The organism is Govania unica (genome assembly GCF_027920805.1).
In the GTDB taxonomy this organism is placed as follows: Bacteria; Pseudomonadota; Alphaproteobacteria; order Sphingomonadales; family Govanellaceae; genus Govanella; species Govanella unica.
Map to the genome: position 1 here is coordinate 81486 of NZ_JANWOI010000004.1, position 19867 is coordinate 101352.

12 protein-coding genes and 1 CRISPR repeat array (1 of these 13 running past the window's edge) are annotated in these 19867 nt (G+C 59.0%); of the genes, 7 read left to right on the plus strand and 5 right to left on the minus strand.

The window, feature by feature from the left end:
• Positions 1-1606: a CRISPR direct-repeat array (repeat unit 32 nt; unit sequence GTCGCCTCCCGCGCGGAGGCGTGGATTGAAAC); it begins 7853 nt to the left of the window's first position.
• A 390-nt stretch (positions 1607-1996) separates the two neighbouring features.
• Together NYP16_RS11210 and NYP16_RS11215 are read right to left on the minus strand one after the other, a co-directional pair.
• Positions 1997-2728 carry a GntR family transcriptional regulator gene (locus NYP16_RS11210; protein ID WP_274944234.1) on the minus strand — a complete coding sequence of 244 codons (732 nt, stop codon included), beginning with the start codon at positions 2726-2728 and terminating at the stop codon, positions 1997-1999.
• Positions 2725-5121, minus strand: coding sequence for a penicillin acylase family protein (locus tag NYP16_RS11215; protein WP_274944235.1), 2397 nt, complete (start codon positions 5119-5121; stop codon positions 2725-2727). Before NYP16_RS11215 ends, NYP16_RS11210 begins: the two co-directional genes overlap by 4 nt.
• Before the next feature lie 490 nt (positions 5122-5611).
• Between NYP16_RS11215 and NYP16_RS11220 the strand changes: the two genes are divergently transcribed.
• From NYP16_RS11220 to NYP16_RS11235, 4 genes are all read left to right on the plus strand, one after another.
• Complete coding sequence (locus tag NYP16_RS11220) at positions 5612-7750, plus strand: TonB-dependent receptor (RefSeq protein WP_274944236.1); 2139 nt, start codon at positions 5612-5614, stop codon at positions 7748-7750.
• 28 nt (positions 7751-7778) lie between these two features.
• Complete coding sequence (locus NYP16_RS11225) at positions 7779-8921, plus strand: serine hydrolase domain-containing protein (protein ID WP_274944237.1); 1143 nt, start codon at positions 7779-7781, stop codon at positions 8919-8921.
• A 5-nt stretch (positions 8922-8926) separates the two neighbouring features.
• Positions 8927-10228: an MFS transporter gene (locus tag NYP16_RS11230; RefSeq protein ID WP_274944238.1), complete on the plus strand. Its 1302-nt coding sequence runs from the start codon at positions 8927-8929 to the stop codon at positions 10226-10228.
• Between the two features lie 61 nt (positions 10229-10289).
• Positions 10290-11609, plus strand: a complete 1320-nt coding sequence (locus tag NYP16_RS11235) for a dicarboxylate/amino acid:cation symporter (RefSeq protein ID WP_274944239.1) — start codon at positions 10290-10292, stop codon at positions 11607-11609.
• On the opposite strand, the gene NYP16_RS11240 is transcribed toward NYP16_RS11235, so the two are convergent.
• Entirely contained in the window at positions 11606-11749 is a 144-nt protein-coding gene (locus NYP16_RS11240; protein WP_274944240.1) for a hypothetical protein, read from the minus strand. The two genes, NYP16_RS11235 and NYP16_RS11240, sit on opposite strands and share 4 nt — an antisense overlap.
• A gap of 244 nt (positions 11750-11993) precedes the next feature.
• Between NYP16_RS11240 and NYP16_RS11245 the strand changes: the two genes are divergently transcribed.
• Together NYP16_RS11245 and NYP16_RS11250 are read left to right on the plus strand one after the other, a co-directional pair.
• A complete protein-coding gene (locus NYP16_RS11245) occupies positions 11994-13748 on the plus strand; it encodes an ABC transporter permease (RefSeq protein ID WP_274944241.1) in 1755 nt (584 codons plus the stop codon).
• 12 nt (positions 13749-13760) lie between these two features.
• The gene (locus NYP16_RS11250; protein WP_274944242.1) at positions 13761-15068 is read left to right on the plus strand and encodes an ABC transporter ATP-binding protein; all 1308 of its coding nucleotides are present in this window, start codon (positions 13761-13763) and stop codon (positions 15066-15068) included.
• 50 nt (positions 15069-15118) lie between these two features.
• Here NYP16_RS11250 and NYP16_RS11255 read toward each other — a convergent pair whose 3' ends face one another.
• A complete protein-coding gene (locus NYP16_RS11255) occupies positions 15119-16144 on the minus strand; it encodes an aromatic ring-hydroxylating oxygenase subunit alpha (protein WP_274944243.1) in 1026 nt (341 codons plus the stop codon).
• 253 nt (positions 16145-16397) lie between these two features.
• Between NYP16_RS11255 and NYP16_RS11260 the strand changes: the two genes are divergently transcribed.
• A complete protein-coding gene (locus tag NYP16_RS11260; RefSeq protein WP_274944244.1) occupies positions 16398-17093 on the plus strand; it encodes a type 1 glutamine amidotransferase domain-containing protein in 696 nt (231 codons plus the stop codon).
• Here NYP16_RS11260 and NYP16_RS11265 read toward each other — a convergent pair.
• Complete coding sequence (locus NYP16_RS11265; protein WP_274944245.1) at positions 17090-19849, minus strand: LuxR C-terminal-related transcriptional regulator; 2760 nt, start codon at positions 19847-19849, stop codon at positions 17090-17092. The genes NYP16_RS11260 and NYP16_RS11265 overlap by 4 nt on opposite strands.
• Positions 19850-19867 lie beyond the last annotated feature (18 nt).

A 19867-nucleotide genomic window follows, 5' to 3' on the forward strand; every position in this document is an offset into this window, starting at 1 on the left:
GTGGATTGAAACGATCCGATCGATGAATACCACCAAGACGGCCTGGTCGCCTCCCGCGCGGAGGCGTGGATTGAAACTAGATCGTGCTGCAATGCTTCACTTTCATCGGCCGTCGCCTCCCGCGCGGAGGCGTGGATTGAAACTCGCGTGCCTCAAGAACCACATTTTCAAGGGCGGTCGCCTCCCGCGCGGAGGCGTGGATTGAAACTTGATATATGCTAGCGCTCGTTCGATGTCTTGGTGTCGCCTCCCGCGCGGAGGCGTGGATTGAAACAATCGATTGGTAGCTGAAGGATTTATTTCACCATTGTCGCCTCCCGCGCGGAGGCGTGGATTGAAACTCACATCTGCTGGCGGAAATAATCGGTTTCCCGAAGTCGCCTCCCGCGCGGAGGCGTGGATTGAAACTTAAACTCTCGCACGATAAGGTTCGACCCGATGTGTCGCCTCCCGCGCGGAGGCGTGGATTGAAACAAACAGGAAGGTGACGTACTCGAATTGACCGCGCCGGTCGCCTCCCGCGCGGAGGCGTGGATTGAAACCGCCATTCCTTCTAGCGGCTCATCGCGCGTGATGACGTCGCCTCCCGCGCGGAGGCGTGGATTGAAACATGAATGGCGAGCAGGAACCGCGCCTTGAATCCCGTCGCCTCCCGCGCGGAGGCGTGGATTGAAACATAGACGTCGTTGCCGGCGTAATTGGCATGGCCGGTCGCCTCCCGCGCGGAGGCGTGGATTGAAACCTGTTTGAAATTACGTGCCATGTTGAAATCTCCTGTCGCCTCCCGCGCGGAGGCGTGGATTGAAACTCGTGACCACGGGGAATCTAATTGTGGCTTCAATAGTCGCCTCCCGCGCGGAGGCGTGGATTGAAACGTTATAGAGGCCATAGCTGACCCCTCCCGTCTGGGTCGCCTCCCGCGCGGAGGCGTGGATTGAAACTCCGTTAGCTTTGGTGCCTACAAGCCGCGAAGTGCGGTCGCCTCCCGCGCGGAGGCGTGGATTGAAACTTCCACCCAGTCGGCCGCTTTCGCGACTGGCGGCGGTCGCCTCCCGCGCGGAGGCGTGGATTGAAACACGTTCAAATCAGCCGGGGCATGGGCAAAACAATCGTCGCCTCCCGCGCGGAGGCGTGGATTGAAACACAAGCTATCTGAGTGGATTCTAACGGCGCAGAAGTCGCCTCCCGCGCGGAGGCGTGGATTGAAACCGGCAGGCGGGGCCGCGTCCGCAGCTACTTTCTTGTCGCCTCCCGCGCGGAGGCGTGGATTGAAACACCGCCTTCAACACTTTCGGCGGCGGCGAACAGGAGTCGCCTCCCGCGCGGAGGCGTGGATTGAAACGGGGCGCAGAGGCGGTGGCGCTCAGAAAAAAGATGTCGCCTCCCGCGCGGAGGCGTGGATTGAAACCACCAGTTGTCAATCTACAATTGATGGCGTATGCGTCGCCTCCCGCACGGAGGCGTGGATTGAAACTCGACCCAGTAATCCAAGCCTATGTCGCCACCCGGTCGCCTCCCGCACGGAGGCGTGGATTGAAACGGTGGTGAAAAGGTCCGCGTTGGTTACGACATCCGTCGCCTCCCGTGCGGAGGCGTGGGTTGAAACAGTACTGCTAGTCGGTGTCTGGGGTATCTACACCGTCACCTCTCGTGTGGCTGTCCGGATTGAAATTTCATATGGGTAAAATCAGTCGTAGGCGTTTGGTGTACGACTGAGTGATGAGAGGCAGAAGATGACAGTTTCGGGGATGCGATGGCTGATATGAAGCTGTGTGTTCAGCGGTTTTAGTCAGTGCTGTATGTCGCCGGTCTGCGAGCATCGATGGGGCATTTTTAAATCATTCATCTGATCTTTGTCGAGCCGAGGGAGCTCAGGCCATTCATGGCTTTATACAGCGCTCTGTCCGTCCTTGGGGCGTCCGATAGGGCGGGGCATGGGGGCCTGTCAGGTTGTCCTGTCCGGGGTCATGATTCGGATGGAATTATGACGGTATCGTCACTCTTTCGCGGCATCGTCGAAAGGAAATGTTCTTAAACAGAATTCTTCGTTCATGGTTATGATGCGGTTCATGACGCGGTTGGCGGCGATGGTGTCCCGTGTCTGCAGCGCCCCTAGAAGCGCCTCATGGTTCTTCATTTGATTGGCGACATATTCGGTCTGCCCGCGCGGGCTGCTCCAGCGGTAGATGAGAACGACGGGTTGGGGAATCATGGCGCCAAATCTGAGCCACACCATTTCGATGAGATCGCTGAGATGTGGCGATTGGGCCGCTTTGTAAATTGAAAAATAGAATTTCAGATTGCACAGGATACTCTCTTCAAGAGCGCTATTGGCGATGGCTTGTACGAGGTCGCGTTGACAGGCGGCGATCTGCTCAAGATCCTGATCGGTGACATGCTTGGTCGCCCGCTCACAGGCAATGGGTTCAAGCCTCTGACGAATATCAATGAGTTCGAGAAATTCGGCGCGTGTCGGCTTGGGAATGCTGACACGGCCATTCGGAAGATTGATGAGCGCACCCGCCAGCACCATACGCTGCACGGCTTCACGCATGGGCATGATGGTGAACTTCAGTTGATCGGCCAAGGCTCGGACGGTGACCTGATCGCCTGGCGTGAAACGGCCCGCCATCAAGGCAAGTTTGAGCTCGGTGCTGCAATGCTCCTTCAGGGTGTCGCGTTGCGGACCGCCGGTGGCGGGAATGGACAGTGGGGTTTCATCGGTCATGGCTTAGGGTGTCCGGGCGTGAATTTGATGAGCGTTTGCGTGGAACGTGCGACGGCGGCGCGCGAATAGAGCAGGGGAACATATTGGCCGTTCAGCCACAGCGGAAAGAGATCCCGGTAATGGGGATCGAACGGATTCCCTGACTGGCCCGGGGTGTTGATGGTGACGCTGTTGTCCCACTCTCCAACGTCCAGCACCATGCGGAAAGATGCGCCGTGCACTTGACGGAAGTCGGAGATGTCATAGGGGCTCAGATTGACCGTAGTGGTGCCGCCGGATTTCTGCATCGGGCCGACATTGAGTTGTGCGCGGAGGGCACTGTCGGCGGTCGGTGACAAGACATGGTCGAATTGGGCGTGATGCAGTTGCCCCCAGCGCCATGTGGCGTGATCGGGCCCGAGTCTGGTTTGGAGATCTGTCATGGCTTCCTTGAGCGTTGACAGCAGCAGGGCATCGCGGGCGCGCGCCGGATCACGGCCGAGCGCCCGGTCCGGTTTTTCGAGATAGGAGACCACGGCATCGATGGCGCCTGATTTGATGATCGGTTCTACGGCGGGACTGACTTTGGCGACGGTTGCCTTGCCCAGATAGCCTATGGACCAGACTTCAAACAGGGCAGCGGCGGCGCTGTCGCGCTCGATATGGAGATTCCAGGATTTAAGGAGCGCAAGGCCGTTATGGATGACCGGGTCGTCCGAGATCAGGGGCGCAAGAAGTTTGGTCAGTCGCCGCGCCATGACGCTGTAATCATCCATCTGAAGGGCCATGGAATCGGCCAGCGATGTTTTGGCGGCACTGCCGAGTACGTCTTTCAGGCGGGTGGCGCGTGAGGCTTCGGCCCATTCAAAACCGGGCTTCATGTCGCGCAGGGGATAATCTGCCGGCAGGTTCATTTCATTGGCCGAGGCAAACCATCCGGCGCGGGGGTTGTAGCTTTGCGGCAGACGGTCAGCCGGGGCGAGACCGTTCCATTCATAGCGTCCGTCGCCGGGCACTGGCAGGAGGCCGTCCCAATTGGGGCGCAACGGCGCGCCTGCCGCCACGACCCAGCCGATGTTGCCGTTCTTGTCGGCATAGAGCAAATTTTCCGACGGCGTACGCCACTCGGCCACGGCAGCCTTGAAGGCGTCCCAGTCATGGGCCGTCATATAGCGCGAGGAGGCGAAATAGGCGGCCGCGCCGGGTTCGCTCCACAGTCCGCGGAGCGCGAACAGGCGCGCGCCCGCCGGGTCCTGATACAGCACAGGGCCGTGACGGGTGAAGCGCAGCTCGACGATCGCATCGGGTTGACCCTTGACGGGAATGGGCTCCTTGATGATCGTTACGTCTTCCCACTGTCCCTGATAGCGGTATTGTCCGGCATTGGCGGGGTTCAGATCATAGACATAGAGATCTTCCTGATCGATGGCGGAAATCGTCAGGCCGAAGGCGATGGTATCGTTATGGCCAATGGAGACGCCGGGCAGGAAAGGCTCGCCCGCGCCGATCACGGAAAACCCGGGGGCGTTCATATGGACGATATAGCGCAAAGACGGCACGGTGACGGCGCGATGCGGATCACTTGCGAGGATCGGGCGGCCGGTTGTGGTCCGTTCGGGGCCGATGATCCAGGCGTTTGATCCGGCGGCGGTGATGGGTTCTTCGGCGAAGGGCTCGTCATCAAGCGCAGTTTTGGTCGAAGGTTTGCCCAAGGTCACGCCATCGGTGCCGAGGCGATAATCGGTCAGGACCTCTTTCGGGATCTGACAGGGATCGAGCCCGGCTGGGATTTTTGTTGTCCAGTCCGGTTCGAGTTTCCGGCGCAGTCTGTCGGCTTGAAGTCCGGCTTTGCAGGCCACATGGGCGCGGGCGACTTCAGACGTCAGATTGCGGGTGAGACCGTGGCTGCGAATGCGCAGAATGTCTTCCGGAGACCAGAGGTCGGGCATGCTGCTGGCGGTGGTGAATTCCACCGGCAGGGGCCGCGCGCCGTTACGGATCTCTCCGACAAAGGCATTGACCCCGGCGACGAAGGCCTCGGTCTGGGATTTGGCATCGGGGCCATAGGCGGCCCATTCGCGAGCCATGTCGCCGCGATAGAGGAACAGGCGTGCGGCCCGATCCTGGGCGATATAGTCCGGGCCGAAATCCCGGGACAGCAGGCCAAGACCACGCTTGCGCCACAAGTCGATCTGCCACAAGCGGTCGCGGGCGGCATTATAGCCCTGCAGGAAAAACGCGTCATGGACGGTGCCGGCATAGATATGGGCGATGCCCCAATAATCGATCAGAATTTCGGCGGGCTGCTCAAGCCCTTGGGTGCTGCGCTCGACGACCCGCGCCGATCCCGGAATATCAGTTGCCTCCGCCTGGCCCCATACAATTGTCGCGAGAAACACTATGCCGCGCCCCATGTTCCCGTATCCTGTCATGTCAGTCCCTTTTCCCAGAACCTTGTTTTCCGGCGGTTTATTTGAGCAGTTTAGTCAAACGCTGCAGGGGGGTGAAGAGATCAAATAATTTGATCAAAGTCAATTAATCTCACCATAAACGGGCATGTCTGGCATATATGAAGCCTTCTTCATGGGGTGGAGTTTGCGGCCAGAAAATAGGTAATATACTGAATATATTTATATATTTTGAATATCTCTGGGCCCTTCTCAGGAGCGAATTTTGGGCATATTTATTTTGATCTTTTATTTTGATCAAAATACTTGCGGCCCGATTTATTCTATTCCATAGTGTGATCGCGCTAAGAGGCGAATAGGGCGTCTCTCAGTGCCAGCATGATAGATCCTTGGCGGGAAACAATGGATGCAACAGTCCGTTGCGTGGGGTGATCTCGTGCGGTCTGCCAAGACGGGGGAAACACTCCGTCATATCTCAACCCATGGGGGGACTTAGATGACTAAGATGTTGTGGATGTCAGGCATTGCCTCGGCGGCGCTTATGGCGACGTTCGGCGCGGCCGCTGCTGCTGAGACGAAATCCGATCTGGCGCTTGAAGAAATTATCGTCACCGCCACCAAAGCCGGGGCAACGCGGCTGCAGGACACGCCGCTCGCGGTGACGGCCTTGACGGGTGATCTGATCGCGAAGGCAGGATTGAATAATGTCAAGGATCTGATGTCTTTGACACCCAATCTGGTCATTGCGCAGAACGGCTCCTTTTCGCAGGTTTATATTCGCGGCATTGGCTCCAACAATGTCTTTGCGGGCTCCGATCCGAGCTCGACCCTGCATGTGGACGGCGTTTATATGGCGCGCCCGATTTCCTACCTGAATAATTTTCTCGATGTCGAACGGGTCGAAGTTCTGCGTGGGCCGCAGGGTACGCTTTATGGGCGCAACTCGGTCGGTGGCACGATCAATGTCATCAGTCGGTTACCGGATGATGAGTTCAGGGCCAAGCTGCAGTTCACTGGTGGCAATTACGATCTGATGCGGGCTGAAGGCTATATCAGCGGGCCGTTGATCGAGGGCAAGCTCGCGGGTAGTGTGTCGCTGTTGCGCAGCAAGCGTAACGGCTATCTGAAGAATATCGTGGACACCGGCAATGACGTCGACAACGAAAACGTCTGGGCCGGGCGCGTGCAGCTTCGCTTCACGCCGAACGAGCGTCTCGAATTCCGGCTGCGCGCCGATAATCTCCAGACAGATGATGCCGGTGGCGCTTATGTAAAACTGTTGCAGCTGTCGCCGACCGAGCCGATCGTCAACACGATTTATGGCGATTACGGGAAGGTGGCCTTGAATCTGAAGGGCCGCTCGCAACGCCGGACGCGGGGTCTCTCGGGCGAACTGCTCTATGATGTGACCGACAACATGAAGCTTTCGTCCTTGACCGCCTATCGGGAAAGCCGGTTGATCAGTTCGTCGGACAGCGATGCGACAGCGGCCAATGTCCGGCGCACGGACCAGCTTGAGGATCAATGGCAGTTCTCACAGGAATTCAATCTGACCGGGGCGATCGATGATCTGAGCTATGTGCTCGGTCTTTATTATTTCCGCGAGCATATTCTTGCCAATTCATCGGTCAATGCTTTCGCGACCAATACGGCGACCACGCCCAACCCAACGGTCAATACCAATGCCTGGGCCGGATATGGTCAGGGCACCTATCATGTGACCGACCAGATAGCGGTGACCGCCGGGATGCGTTACACGCGCGAAACCAAGGATTTCGATCAGAACTACAGCCAGCGGTCCCTGATCACCGGATTGCCCTTGGCCGGATATCCGCGACTTTATTCCTTGTCCAATACCTATGATGCCTGGACACCGAAACTGGGTCTTGAATTCCGTCCTGTGGACGATGTGCTGGTTTATGCGTCGATCTCACGCGGGTTCAAATCGGGCGGCTTCAATTTTTCAAGCGCCAATCCCCTGCAGGGATTTGATCCCGAAAAGCTGTGGAGCTATGAACTTGGTTTCAAAACCGATCTTCTCGAACGCCGCTTGCGCCTGAACGGCGCGGCCTTCCATTATAAATATACCGATCTTCAGGTGCAGTCGTTCCTCACGCCGGGTGTGGTCGATATCACCAATGCCTCGGATGCGAAGATCGACGGCGTTGAGCTGGAACTTGTCACGGCGCCGGTCGAAGGGCTTCAGATCGGCGGGCATCTTGCCTATCTCGATGCTGTTTATAAAAATTATCCGAATGCCTTGAAGGCGGGGAATATTCCTTTTGATGCATCCGGCAATATTTTGAACTTTGCTCCGAAATGGTCCTATTCGATCTATGCGCAGTATGATCAGGATTTGAACGGCAAGGGATCGTTGTTCGCCCGCGCGGAGTATGGCTGGAAGGACCGGCAATTTTTTACCGCGGAAAACAGAGCGCTTGAATCCCAGGGCTCGGTTGGTTTGGTCAATGCAAGCCTTGGCTACACCTCTCCGAATGAGCGCTGGCAGGTTCTGGCCTTTGGGCGCAACCTCACCAATAAGGCTTATCTCACGGGAACGGCCAATCTCGGTCTGATCAGCGGGCGCGTCGGTGAGCCGCGGACCTATGGGCTGCGCTTGACGGTCGATTATTAAATTTCGTTCGCTTTGAAAGCAGCATGATATGACGATGATTGAGGTCTGCCTTCAGGGAACATGCGATCCGCGGTTCTCGCATGTGAAGGACGCTTTTGCGGAAAATTTCCGTGACCGCGGTGAAGTTGGTGCGGCCGTTGCTGTCTATAAGGATGGACAAAAGATTGTCGATCTTTGGGGCGGCGTTGCCAACCCGGACACGGGCCAACTCTGGACAGAAGACAGCATCGTCTGCATGATGTCGGTTGGAAAATCGATGGCCGCGCTCTGCCTGCTGATGCTGGTGGATCGCGGCCATCTCGATCTCGACAAGACGGTGGCGCGATATTGGCCGGAATTTGGTCAGGCCGGCAAGGAAGCCATTACGGTTCGCACCCTTATGCAGGGCAAAGCCGGATTGCTTTATGCCGACCAGGCGCCGGACAATTCGCTTTACGACTGGCCGGCCATCATTCGCGCGCTTGAAATCCAGGCTCCCGAATGGGAACCTGGAACAAAGGGCGGCTATCACTCCATGACCTGCGGGTTTCTTCTTGGGGAGCTGGTGCGACGGATTGATGGTCGCAGCATAGATCTTTTCTTTGATCAGGAGGTTGCCGCGTCGCTTGGTATTGATTACCGGTTCGGGTTGAAGGGCGCGGATTACAGAAGGGTCGCACCGCTTATTGCCAATCCGAACAGTCAGACATTGCAGCAGGCCAGCAGTGAGACAACCAAGCTCGGCCGGGCCTGGCGGGTCAAACCGGCCGAACCCGAATTTCACTATAACAGTGATATTTTCCGCCGCGCCGTCATGCCATCGGGCAACGGTCATGGCAATGCCCGGGCCATCGCGCGCGTTTTCGCCTTGTTGGCTAGTGGTGGCACCCTTGACGGCATCTCCCTGCTGTCGGCGGATTTGATCACGCAGGCCCGCACGCAAAGCTGGAGCGGAATCTGTGAAATGACTGATCGGCAGTTGACCTATGGCTGCGGGTTTTTTCTTAATTCCGCGCCCATGGCGTCGTTCGGGCCTAATCCGGCAAGCTTTGGTCATCCGGGTGCGGGCGGGGCGGTTGGTTTCGCCGATCCGGAAGCGGGCATTGCTTTCAGCTACAGCCCGAATTTCATGTGCGGCGGCGCAAGCCTTGGTGATCGGTGCGAGGCTCTCGTTCAGGCAGTATACAGGTGATTGGCATGGTCAAGACGTCTTTGCCCGCGACGCGTTTTTATGGATGGTACGTCGTGGGCCTGTTGGCGCTGGCGCATCTGGTGTCGTTTATCGATCGCTTTCTGATGAGCCTGGTTCTGGTGCCACTGAAACAGGATTTCAATCTCACCGACACCGAGCTTGGGTTACTGCATGGCACGGGTTTTGCCATTCTTTATGCGGTAGCCGCCATTCCCCTGGGGCATCTCGCCGATATCAGCCACCGCCGCAATCTCATTGTCGGTGGTCTGTTGGTCTGGAGCGCGGCCACGGCGGCTTGCGGACTTTCGGGCGATTTTCCGACCTTATTCGCCGCGCGGATCGGGGTCGGTCTTGGCGAAGCAGCGCTCGTGCCTGCGGCGATGTTGCTGATTACGGCCTATATTCATCGCGATCATCTGGCGCGGGCGGTGTCCGTTTTTACCTCGGGCGCTGTTCTCGGGCATGGCGTGGCGCTCATCGGCGGGGGCGCGGTGCTTGCCTGGCTGGTGTCGCAGAATGGTCTCACGCTGCCCTATTTTGGCGTCTTGCGTCCCTGGCAGGGCCTGTTTGTTTTGGCGGCGATCCCGGGCCTCGTTCTGGCCGTGGTGATGTTCACGATCAGGGAACCCATGCGGGCAAGCCGGACGAAGCCGCGGATCGGCGCGGCGCTTGATTATGCAGGCGGTCATCGCATGGCTTATGGCACGCATTTTCTGGCTGCGGCCTGTGTTATTGCTCTGGTTCAGTCATTTGCCGCCTGGGCCCCTACGTTTTACGTCCGTTTTTTCGACATGACGGTGGCGCAAAGTGGCTGGACCGTGGGGCTCCTGGTTCTGATCACCGGCGTGAGCGGGAATCTGTCGGGCGGCTTTCTGACCGACCGCCTGCATAAGATGGGGCTTGGCGCGGCGCCGGGCGTAGTGATCATGGGCATGGTGCTGCTGGCTGTACCCTGCGCCATTTTATTCTGCACGACGCGGGTTCTCAGTCTTTCGCTTGTGGCGTATGGCGCGCTCAATTTTTGTTTGTCGGCGGCGTCTCCTGCGGGGCTGGCCGGGGTGCAAATGCTGACGCCAAGTCATTTGCGCGGGGTGATCAGCGCGGCTTTCCTGTGCATTATCACTTTCTTTGCCGTGGGCCTCGGGCCGCTTATGATCGGCGTGGTGACGGACCGGGTTTTTGGTGATGAGCAGGCGTTGTATCTCTCTCTCTTGAGTGTCAGTATCGTTTTGTCGATCATCGGCGTGGGGGCAGCGGGGCTTGGTCGGCGCTCGACATCAAGGGCCTATGCGCTGGTCACCGACTAACAGCCCAGACTGCGAGCTATGCTTGTTGGGGCGGGTGTAATGTTTCAGGGGCGATAAACGCGTGCAGGTCAATTTAGACGAGGCTTTGCTCACGAAGCGGCCTTTTTACCGTCATCTTTATGTTCAGGTGCTGTTTGCCATTTCGGTCGGCATTCTGCTTGGTCATTTTTATCCTGATCTTGGTATCAGTCTGAAGCCTCTCGGGGATGCCTTCATCAAACTGATCAAGATGATTATCGCGCCGGTCATTTTCCTGACGGTGGCGATCGGTATTGCGGGTATGACCGACCTGCAAAAAGTTGGCCGGGTGGCCGGGAAGGCGATGATTTACTTTCTGACCTTCTCGACGCTCGCCCTGATTATCGGGCTGATCGTTGGCAATACGTTGCGGCCGGGCAGCGGCCTCCATATCGCGCCCGAGACGCTTGATGCGTCGGTCGTGAGCACCTATGTCACAAAAGCCCACGAGCAAAGCATCGTCGCTTTTCTCACCAATATCATTCCCGAGACGGTTGTGGGGGCCTTTGCTTCCGGGGATATATTGCAGGTTCTGTTTTTCTCGGTCCTGTTCGGGGTGTCGCTTGCCCTGGTCGGGGACAAGGCGGCTCCGGTCGTGACCTTGTTGCAGTCGCTGTCGCAGCCGGTGTTCAAGCTCGTGGCTATCCTGATGAAGGCGGCGCCCATCGGCGCTTTCGGGGCGATGGCTTTCACCGTTGGAAAATACGGCCTGCAAACGATCGCCAATCTGCTGTTTCTGATCGGCACGTTTTATTTGACCTCTCTGTTGTTCGTGCTGGTCGTGCTTGGGGCCGTCGCCCGTTACAATGGCTTTTCGATCCTGGCTTTGCTGAGATATATCAAGGAAGAATTACTGCTGGTACTGGGCACCAGTTCTTCCGAGGCGGCCCTGCCGAGCCTGATGGCCAAGATGGAGCGTGCGGGCTGCAAGAAATCGGTGGTCGGTCTTGTGATCCCGACCGGTTATTCGTTCAATCTGGATGGCACCAATATTTATATGACGCTGGCGGCGCTGTTCATCGCTCAGGCGGTGGATATCGATTTATCGCTGGGCGATCAGATTTTGCTGCTGCTGGTGGCCATGCTGAGCTCCAAGGGCGCCGCCGGAATCACCGGGGCCGGGTTCATCACGCTGGCTGCGACCTTGTCCGTAGTGCCGGCCGTGCCGGTGGCTGGTATGGCCCTGATCCTCGGCATTGATCGGTTCATGTCGGAATGCCGCGCCCTCACCAATCTGGTCGGCAATGCCGTGGCCACCATCGTTGTGGCGCGTTGGGAGGGGGATCTCGATAAGGAGCAACTGGCCCTGGCGCTCGACTGGAAAAATCCGCAAGCGGTTCCGGCTCTGGATAGTGTGGGCTAGTTCAGCCCTAAATGGCCAAGCATCAGGCGATTGATGGCATATCCGCCCCCGAACAGGAACAGCATCGCGCCGAGAAGGAAGGGTTTGAGGCCCGCTTGCCGGAGGGCGCTCACATGAATTTGCAGGCCGAGCGCTGTCATGATCGGAATGCCGCGACGTTCAGAGGGCTCCGAACGGTAGTGGGATCTGTTGCTGCATTGCAACCATATTTTTGCTAGAGTTTGTTCCAGGTGATCGTCACCCGGAACGGAGGTTGTGCGCCAGACTCCGGACGACATGTTCTTTGGAGGAGCCGCCCTGCATGATGCATGAGACCGGGATGACAGGCGTGGGACGCAGACATTGGCGGCGGGCCGGGCTTTGGAAGATGATAGGGCGATGCCCATGACTGGCCCGGCTTCTGTAGCCGCACTCCGCCAGGACGATAATCGTCAAACCGCGATTGGTCAGAAACGCATCTATTGGGATATCTTCGCCATCCTTCTTGTTCTGGCGGCTTTGATCTTTTTTGCCGAAGCCAGTCGCGGCCTGATGCAGCCGCTGTCGGTTCTGACCACAAGTCCGATTTCCCTCGATCCGTCGGTTCTGCCGGGTTATGCCCTGCGCACATCCTTGCGCATGTTGGCGGCCATGGCGTTGTCGCTGGTCTTCACCTTTACCTATGCAACCCTCGCGGCGCGCAGTCGCCGGGCCGAGATCGTTCTGATCCCGCTTCTGGATATCCTGCAATCGGTGCCGATTCTCGGGTTTATCTCGGTCACGGTGGTGTATTTCATGTCGCTTGCGCCGGGCCGGGTGTTGGGCGCCGAATTTGCGGCAGTGTTTGCGATCTTCACCAGTCAGGCCTGGAACATGGCCTTCAGCTTTTATCAGTCGCTGCGCACGGTGCCTGAGGAGCTGGTCGAAGTTTCCCGCAGCTTTCGGTTGCGGCCCTGGATGCGGTTCTGGCAGCTTGACGTGCCTTTCGCCATGCCGTCACTCGTATGGAACATGATGGTGTCCATGTCGGGTGGCTGGTTTTTTGTGGTCGCGTCCGAAGCCATCAGCGTCGGCAAGACGACGGTGATGTTGCCGGGCATCGGGTCCTATATCGCGCTGGCCGTGACCGATCGCAATCTGCCTGCCATCGGCTGGGCGATCGGCACCATGCTGCTGGTGATCCTTATTTACGATCAGCTTCTGTTCCGGCCGCTGGTTGCCTGGGCTGATCGTTTTCGCTTTGAACAGCAGATCAGTGTCGCACCGCCGCAGTCCTGGGTGCTGACGGTGATGCGCCGATCGCGGATGGTGGCGGCGCTGGTCAGGTTCATGAGCCGTTTATGGCGTTTGACCTATCGGGTGCCGTCGCTCGGACAGCGAGCGGAGCCCTCGGTCCCCGGGCGGGGGTTTGACGCGCGCTGGATCGACTGGCTGTGGTATGCGCTGGTAGGGGCCGCAACGCTTTGCGCGGTCTGGTATATTGCGTCCTTCATACATGGCGGACTGGACCTGGCCGAGGTCGGGACCGCCATTCTGCTTGGATTCGCCACCCTGGCTCGGGTCTTTGTGCTGATCTTCATCGCCAGTGTCATCTGGGTGCCGATCGGCGTCTGGATCGGGTTGCGGCCCGGGGTGGCACATATTGCCCAGCCGATTGCCCAGTTCATGGCGGCCTTCCCGGCCAATCTGTTGTTTCCGATCGCGGTGGTTTTTATCGCGTCGTTCCGGCTCAATCCCGATATCTGGCTGAGCCCGCTTATGATCCTCGGCACGCAGTGGTATATTCTGTTCAATGTGGTGGCCGGAGCTTCCACTATTCCATCCGAGCTGCGCGACATTGGCACGAATTTGCATGTGCGCGGCTGGTTGTGGTGGCGGCGGATCGCCTTGCCGGCGATCTTCCCCTTTTATGTGACCGGGGCCATCACCGCGTCCGGCGGCTCCTGGAACGCGAGCATCGTCGCCGAGGTTGTGTCCTGGGGCGATCAGAAGCTTCAGGCCCATGGACTTGGCGCTTATATCGCGCAAGCGACCACGGCGGGGGACTTTCACCGCATTGTGCTTGGGATCGCTGTCATGAGCTTGTTTGTGGTGGTCATCAACCGTATTTTCTGGCGGCCGATTTATCGCTTCGCCGAACGTAAATACCGCCTTGGTTAAGGGACGTTGCAGATGACGCAGTCTTCACTGTTGGAAATTCACGGTCTGCGCAAAAGCTTCGCAAGACCGGATGGGGGGGAGCTTCTGGTGCTCGATGGCATCGAGCTCAGCTTGCAGGAGGGGGAGATCATCGGCTTGCTCGGCCGCTCCGGCTCGGGCAAATCGACCTTGCTGCGCTTGATCGCCGGACTGTCGCAGCCGGTGGCCGGGACGATTTCTTATCTTGGACAGGACATCGTCGGCCCGCCCCTGGGCATTGCCATGGTGTTTCAGGGGTTTGCCCTGTTTCCCTGGCTTACGGTTTTGCAAAATGTCGAACTTGGGCTTGAAGCGCTCGGTTTGCCGTCGGCGGAGATCCGCAAGCGCTCGCTTGAGGCGATTGATCTGATCGGGCTGGACGGTTTTGAATCCGCCTTCCCGCGGGAGCTGTCGGGCGGCATGCGTCAGCGCGTCGGCTTTGCTCGGGCGCTGGTGGTCCATCCCAATATCCTGTTGATGGACGAACCGTTCTCGGCCCTTGATGTGCTGACTGCCGAAACATTGCGCAGCGATCTGCTTGATTTATGGGCGAATGGCCAGCTGCCGATCAAGGGCATCATTCTTGTCAGCCACAATATCGAGGAAGCGGTACTGATGTGCGACCGTATTCTGGTATTCGGCAGCGACCCCGGGCGCATTCTCGACGAGATCAAGGTCACTCTGCCCCGGCCGCGCGATCGTCTCGATCCGGGCTTTCGCGACCTTGTGGAGAACATCTATCTGGTCATGACCGCAAGGCTTGCGACTGACCAGGAAGCCCCGCGGCACGAGCATGTGGGGGCCGGGCTCGATACCGTGCTGCCGCATATTTCCTCAAACCTGCTGGCCGGTCTGGTGGAGACCGTGGGCGGCGCGCCCTATAACGGCCAGGCCGATCTGCCGGTCATTGCCGCCCTGCTGCATATGGAGATCGATGATCTGTTTCCGATTGCGGAAACCCTGCAGATGCTGCGCTTTGCCGATGTGGGGGGCGGTGACATCAAGCTGAATTCGGATGGCATGAGGTTCATGCAGGCCAACACGGACGAGCGCAAGCATCTGTTTGCACAGCATCTTATGGCCTATGTGGGGCTTGCGGGTCACGTTCGTCATGTGCTTGACGAACGGCCGAGCCATACCGCGTCCTGGAGCCGCTTTTCCGATGAACTCGAGGATCATATGGCACCAGCCGCAGCCCGCCAGACCATGCGCGCCATCATCAGCTGGGGCCGCTATGCCGAGATTTTCGCCTATGACGATCACACGCATATGTTCAGTCTGGAAAATCCCGGGGCCGTCTAAAAGCGACAGGGGCGAACCGTTGCCGGCTCGCCCCTGTCATAAAGGATCGATCAGCGGATGAATTCGGCTGACGGATGAGCGCGCGGAAAGTCGCGCATATAATCAAAGAAGCGGGCCAGTGTCCTGTCGCTTGCGGTCAATGTGCCCGGCGTGAAATGAATGGTCTGCATATTGGTCAGATCTTCCATCACCACATTGGTTTCAAGATCGATGATGTAATCGAGGAAGGCGTCGATTTCCTCAGGCGTGCCCATGTCCTTGCGGGCGCAGACGGCCATGAAGGCCAGTGTCTGCTGCGGGCGCGGCATGCCGAACGGGGCAACGAAGCCGAACCAGCGACCGTCAAAGACAGTCTCCTGGAAATACATGCTGGTGCCGATGATGCCGATCTTATGGCTGACCGGCTCCCCGGTGGTATGGGTGCCTTCGAATTCATAGAGCATCGAATGGTCGGTCCATTCTACGATGTCATGGGGATTGCCGCCGTTGATATTGATGCCATGGAGATAGCGGATATGCTGCATGTCCGGCGTATTGGCGCAGACGATCCAGGGGTCAACCGGCAAGGCTTCCGGGAAGATCTTGATTTTATAGACCAGCTCGTCATCGGGATAGATGAAGTCCGGAAGGTCATAATGGGGCTCGGTACCGTTAAAGGCCCAGATCAGGCCATATTTTTCAATAGTCGGAAATTTAAAAAGACGTGCTGTCGGCGGGATCGGGTCGGTGCTCGGCATGCCGACGCAGCGGCCATCGGCACCATATTTCCAGTGATGGAACACGCAGCGGACCGCGCCATCGACCATGTCGCCGACCGAAAGATCGGCTCCAAGATGGGGACAAAAGGCGCTGTTCACATGGGCTTTGCCGTCTTTGTCGCGGAACACGATGACCCGGCCGTCGAGAAAGTCATAGCCACGCACGAAATGCTCGCTGGCGGCACTTGAATAGCAGATCGGCCACCAGGATTGCGTGAACAGTCCGTCTTCGCCTTCGGCAGGCACCGGCTTCCCGAGCGCCCGTTTGAACGGCGCAGTGACGGGCGGCAGTTTGGTGACGGGGTCATTGAGTGACATAATATCCTCCGCTCATGAATTTGAGGTCTGGGTATTCAGGGTCTGGCAGCTATCATCTGCAATCCCCGGCCGCCTGCCAACCCGCCCATTCGGCCGGGCCCAGGGCGGACCAGGGTTGGGCCAGGGTCGGGCGAGGACGGGCCCGGGGGCCTAGCTAGCTTTTTGTCGAGGATGTTTTCGCCGTTCGGGCAGTTACGGCTCGGAGGCCGCGGCCGCTACACTCAAGGCAGTCACGACAAGAATGGAGACCGACATGTCGAAGCACATCCTGTTCATACTGACGTCACATGCAACGCTTGGCTCAAGCGGTCGAAAAACCGGAAGCTGGCTTGAGGAGCTGGCGGCGGTTTACAACCGGCTGACCGACGCCGGTCACCGGGTTACGTTCGCCTCGCCCGCAGGCGGCGCTGCTCCGATCGATCCCATGAGCCTTGAAGATACCTGGGTCACTCCGGACGGTCAGCGCTTTCTGGCGAATGCGGCGGCGCAGCAGCAAGTTGCTGGCACGGTCAAATTGTCGGATGTCGATATTGATCAATATGATGGGCTTTTTCTGGTCGGTGGGACCGGCACGGTGTGGGACTTCCCGCATGATGCGGATCTCAAACGTTATGTGGAATCTCTTTATGTGCGCAATGCCGTGCTTGCGGGGATCTGTCATGGGGTGATCGGATTGGCTTTCGCAATCGATCATGCCGGTCAGCCGATCTTGCGCGGACGCAAGGCGACCTGCATCAGCAATGCTGAAGATGATGCGGCGGGCCTTATTCGGCTGGTGCCGGTGCTGCCCGAAGACATGCTGCGCAAGATGCGCGCTTTTTATTCCGCAGCGGCGCCTTTCCGCGCACATACGGTAGTGGACGGACAGTTTTTCACCGGCCAGAATCCAGCCTCAGCCGCGCCGCTCGGAGATGCGCTGGTGGAACATTTCGCATCTGTGCCGGCTTAAAGTCCGTATGGGGCGCCCGCAATGGCCGCATAGCGCGCAAGCGCTTGTGTGCGGTTGCGGGCGTCAAGCTTGCGGTAGATATTCCGCAGATGGAATTTGACCGTGGCTTCACTGAGTCCAAGGCGGTGCGCGGTCACTTTGTTCGGGTGGCCTTCGCGCATGGACTGAAGAATTTCCCGCTCCCGCGCGGTCAGCGGGTCGGCGGCGGACGGGGCATTGGTTTTGAACGTGCTTGTGAGCATGGGTGTGCGGCGCTGCGTCACCCGTTCAGGATCTGTGCTGAAGGCCGGGAGATAGGGGGCGAGCGATGGCAGTCCCGCACCGTCCTGTTCGAGAAAAATCTGGCGTGACACAAGGTTCGGGAAGGTCGCGCGGGCTTCAGCGAGCAACGGACGGACCAGATGCTCCTTCCCCGCGGCCAAGGCGAGATGGGCTCGCAACACCGCAAGCCGCGCCGCCAGGCGCGGGATCGGCGTCACTGTCAAAAGCTGGGCCGCGCGATCTGCCGCAGACGCGGCTTCGCTCAGGCGGCCCTCGCGGCGCAGGATCAGGCCATAGGTCAAAAGTCCGCCGATACGTTCGCGCCAGGTCAGATCCACATTGGCGATCATGACATGGTCGATGTCCGGTAACGACAGTCTTTCGGCCAGATCAAGCGCCAGATAGCGGTCCCCATGCAAGGTTTCGATCTCGGCCCGCAGACAGTCGACGGCCCAGACGAGTTTCTCGACCGTCAGACGTTTGGCGGCGGCCACGGTCTGATCGAGCACACGGCGGGCATCGTCGATACGGCCATCGCGGATGGCAGCCTGCACGGTGCAATTCGCACTCCACAACAGCACCTCGCACCAGGATTCGAACATATTGACCTGGGCGGCGAGTTCCAGCAGGGCGGCCGGCTGCTGTTCAGGGTCGAGATCGAACAGCAGGCCCGATTTGATCGCCTTGGTCAGCATGCGCAGCCGTTCATCGCCGGGATAAAACAGATGGGCCATGCGTTCGGCGATCAGACATTCATGGCGCGCCCCCTCCAGATCGTTGCGCCAGAAGCGGATCAGGGTGCGATGGATATTCATGAAAATGGAGCCATAGCCGCCGTCCACCGCAGCATATTCTGTGGCAGCGTCATTGACGCCCTGATCGGCGTCATCAAGGCGGCCGTCGCGGAACGCCTCCCATGACAGCAAAACATGGAGCAGTGCCCGTTGCGGATGCTCGGTGCGCGGGGTGCGGGCCAGTTGCTGGATGATCAGGTTGCTCATGCGGACCGACATATGGCGATCGGTAAAGCCGTCAAGCAGGCCCTCGGCCAGCGCGCAATCAAAAGCCATGGTGGCGGGCAGGGACTCTCCGGCGGCGGCGATATCGACCTTGGCCTGATCCAGAAGCTTGCTCGCCTCGCTGATGCCGCCTTCATGGGCGCGAATAACCGACCAGGCGAGGCGGGCCTGCAGGGAGACGGTTTCGGCCAGGGGGGCGACGCGGCTCATCATCGATTTCAGCGACGGCACGCCGTGCAGAACGGCGACGCTGACGATCCCGAGCTGTTCGAGCAGTTGCGACGCCATATCCTGATTGTTGGCGGCCACCGCATGATGGAGGGCATCCACCGCGTTGCCGCGTTCCATGAACCAGGCAGCGGCGCGGGCATGGAGCGCTGCGAGCTCCGCCTCATCCAGCCATTGCAGACGTTTTTCCAGAAACTGACGCAGGGTTTCGGGGAAATGAAACTGATTGGTGAAGCGGTCATGGACCAGCAGGCCCTGCTCGCTATAGAGGCGGTTGACCATCTGCCGCGCCTGCGGTCCGGCGATGGCTTCAGCCAGACTGAGATCGAAGCGCTCGACAATCACCAGCCGGTTCATCACATGCTGAAGATCCGATTGGAGCGCTCCGAGAATTTCGTCACTGTAATAATCGTCGAGCCAATCGAGCCAGTTGTTCGGGATAGCCAGGGGGCGGTGTGCGGTATCCGCCACCATATGTTCGTCCCCGGGCAGCGCGTCGATGGCGCGGCGGGCGAATTGCAGGGCGACGGGCGACCCACCGGTCAGGAGATGCAGCTTGCGGGCATATTGATCGGGCAGATCGTCGCCAAACAGTGCCTGCATTTCGGCGACATCGAGATGAAGATCGGCCATGGTCAGCTCGGCCAGCTCATCGCGGGCGCGCAGATTGGACAGCGGTAGCGACTGCGGCCGGTGGCGGCTCGCGATCACCACATTCAGGGCCGCGAGATGCTGCAATAGCACGGCGATAAAAGTTCCGCTCGGGCTGCGGTCGATGCTTTCAAAGCGGTCGAGAATGAGCACGCCGCGAAAGCCAGGGCCATTGAGGGCAGCGGCCAGACGACGGGCGGCGGCGGCGATGGAGATATCAAGCGCGGCGCGGATTTCGTCGCCAAATTCCGGCGTGAAATGAAATACAGCCTGTCCCTGGCCATTGTCGGCCAAAGCCCCGATCAGGCCTTCGATCAGGGAGAGCGGGCTTGCGTCATCGGCTTCAAGCGACAGCCAGGCGACCACACGCCCGGTTTCCTTCAGAACATCAAGCCATTGACCAAGGAGGGTGGTTTTGCCCGCACCTGACGGCGCCCGCAGAAGGGTCAGACGGTGAGTGAGGCTCGCCACCGTCAGCTGGCGGATCTGCGCCCGCCGTACGACCGCAGCGCCATGTCCAAGCGCCGGGCCGTAACGGTGGGGCATAAGCGCCCGCAGTTTTGCAGCGGTAGAAGGTGTCGGCAAGCCTGCGGTCATATCGCGTCCCAACCTCAC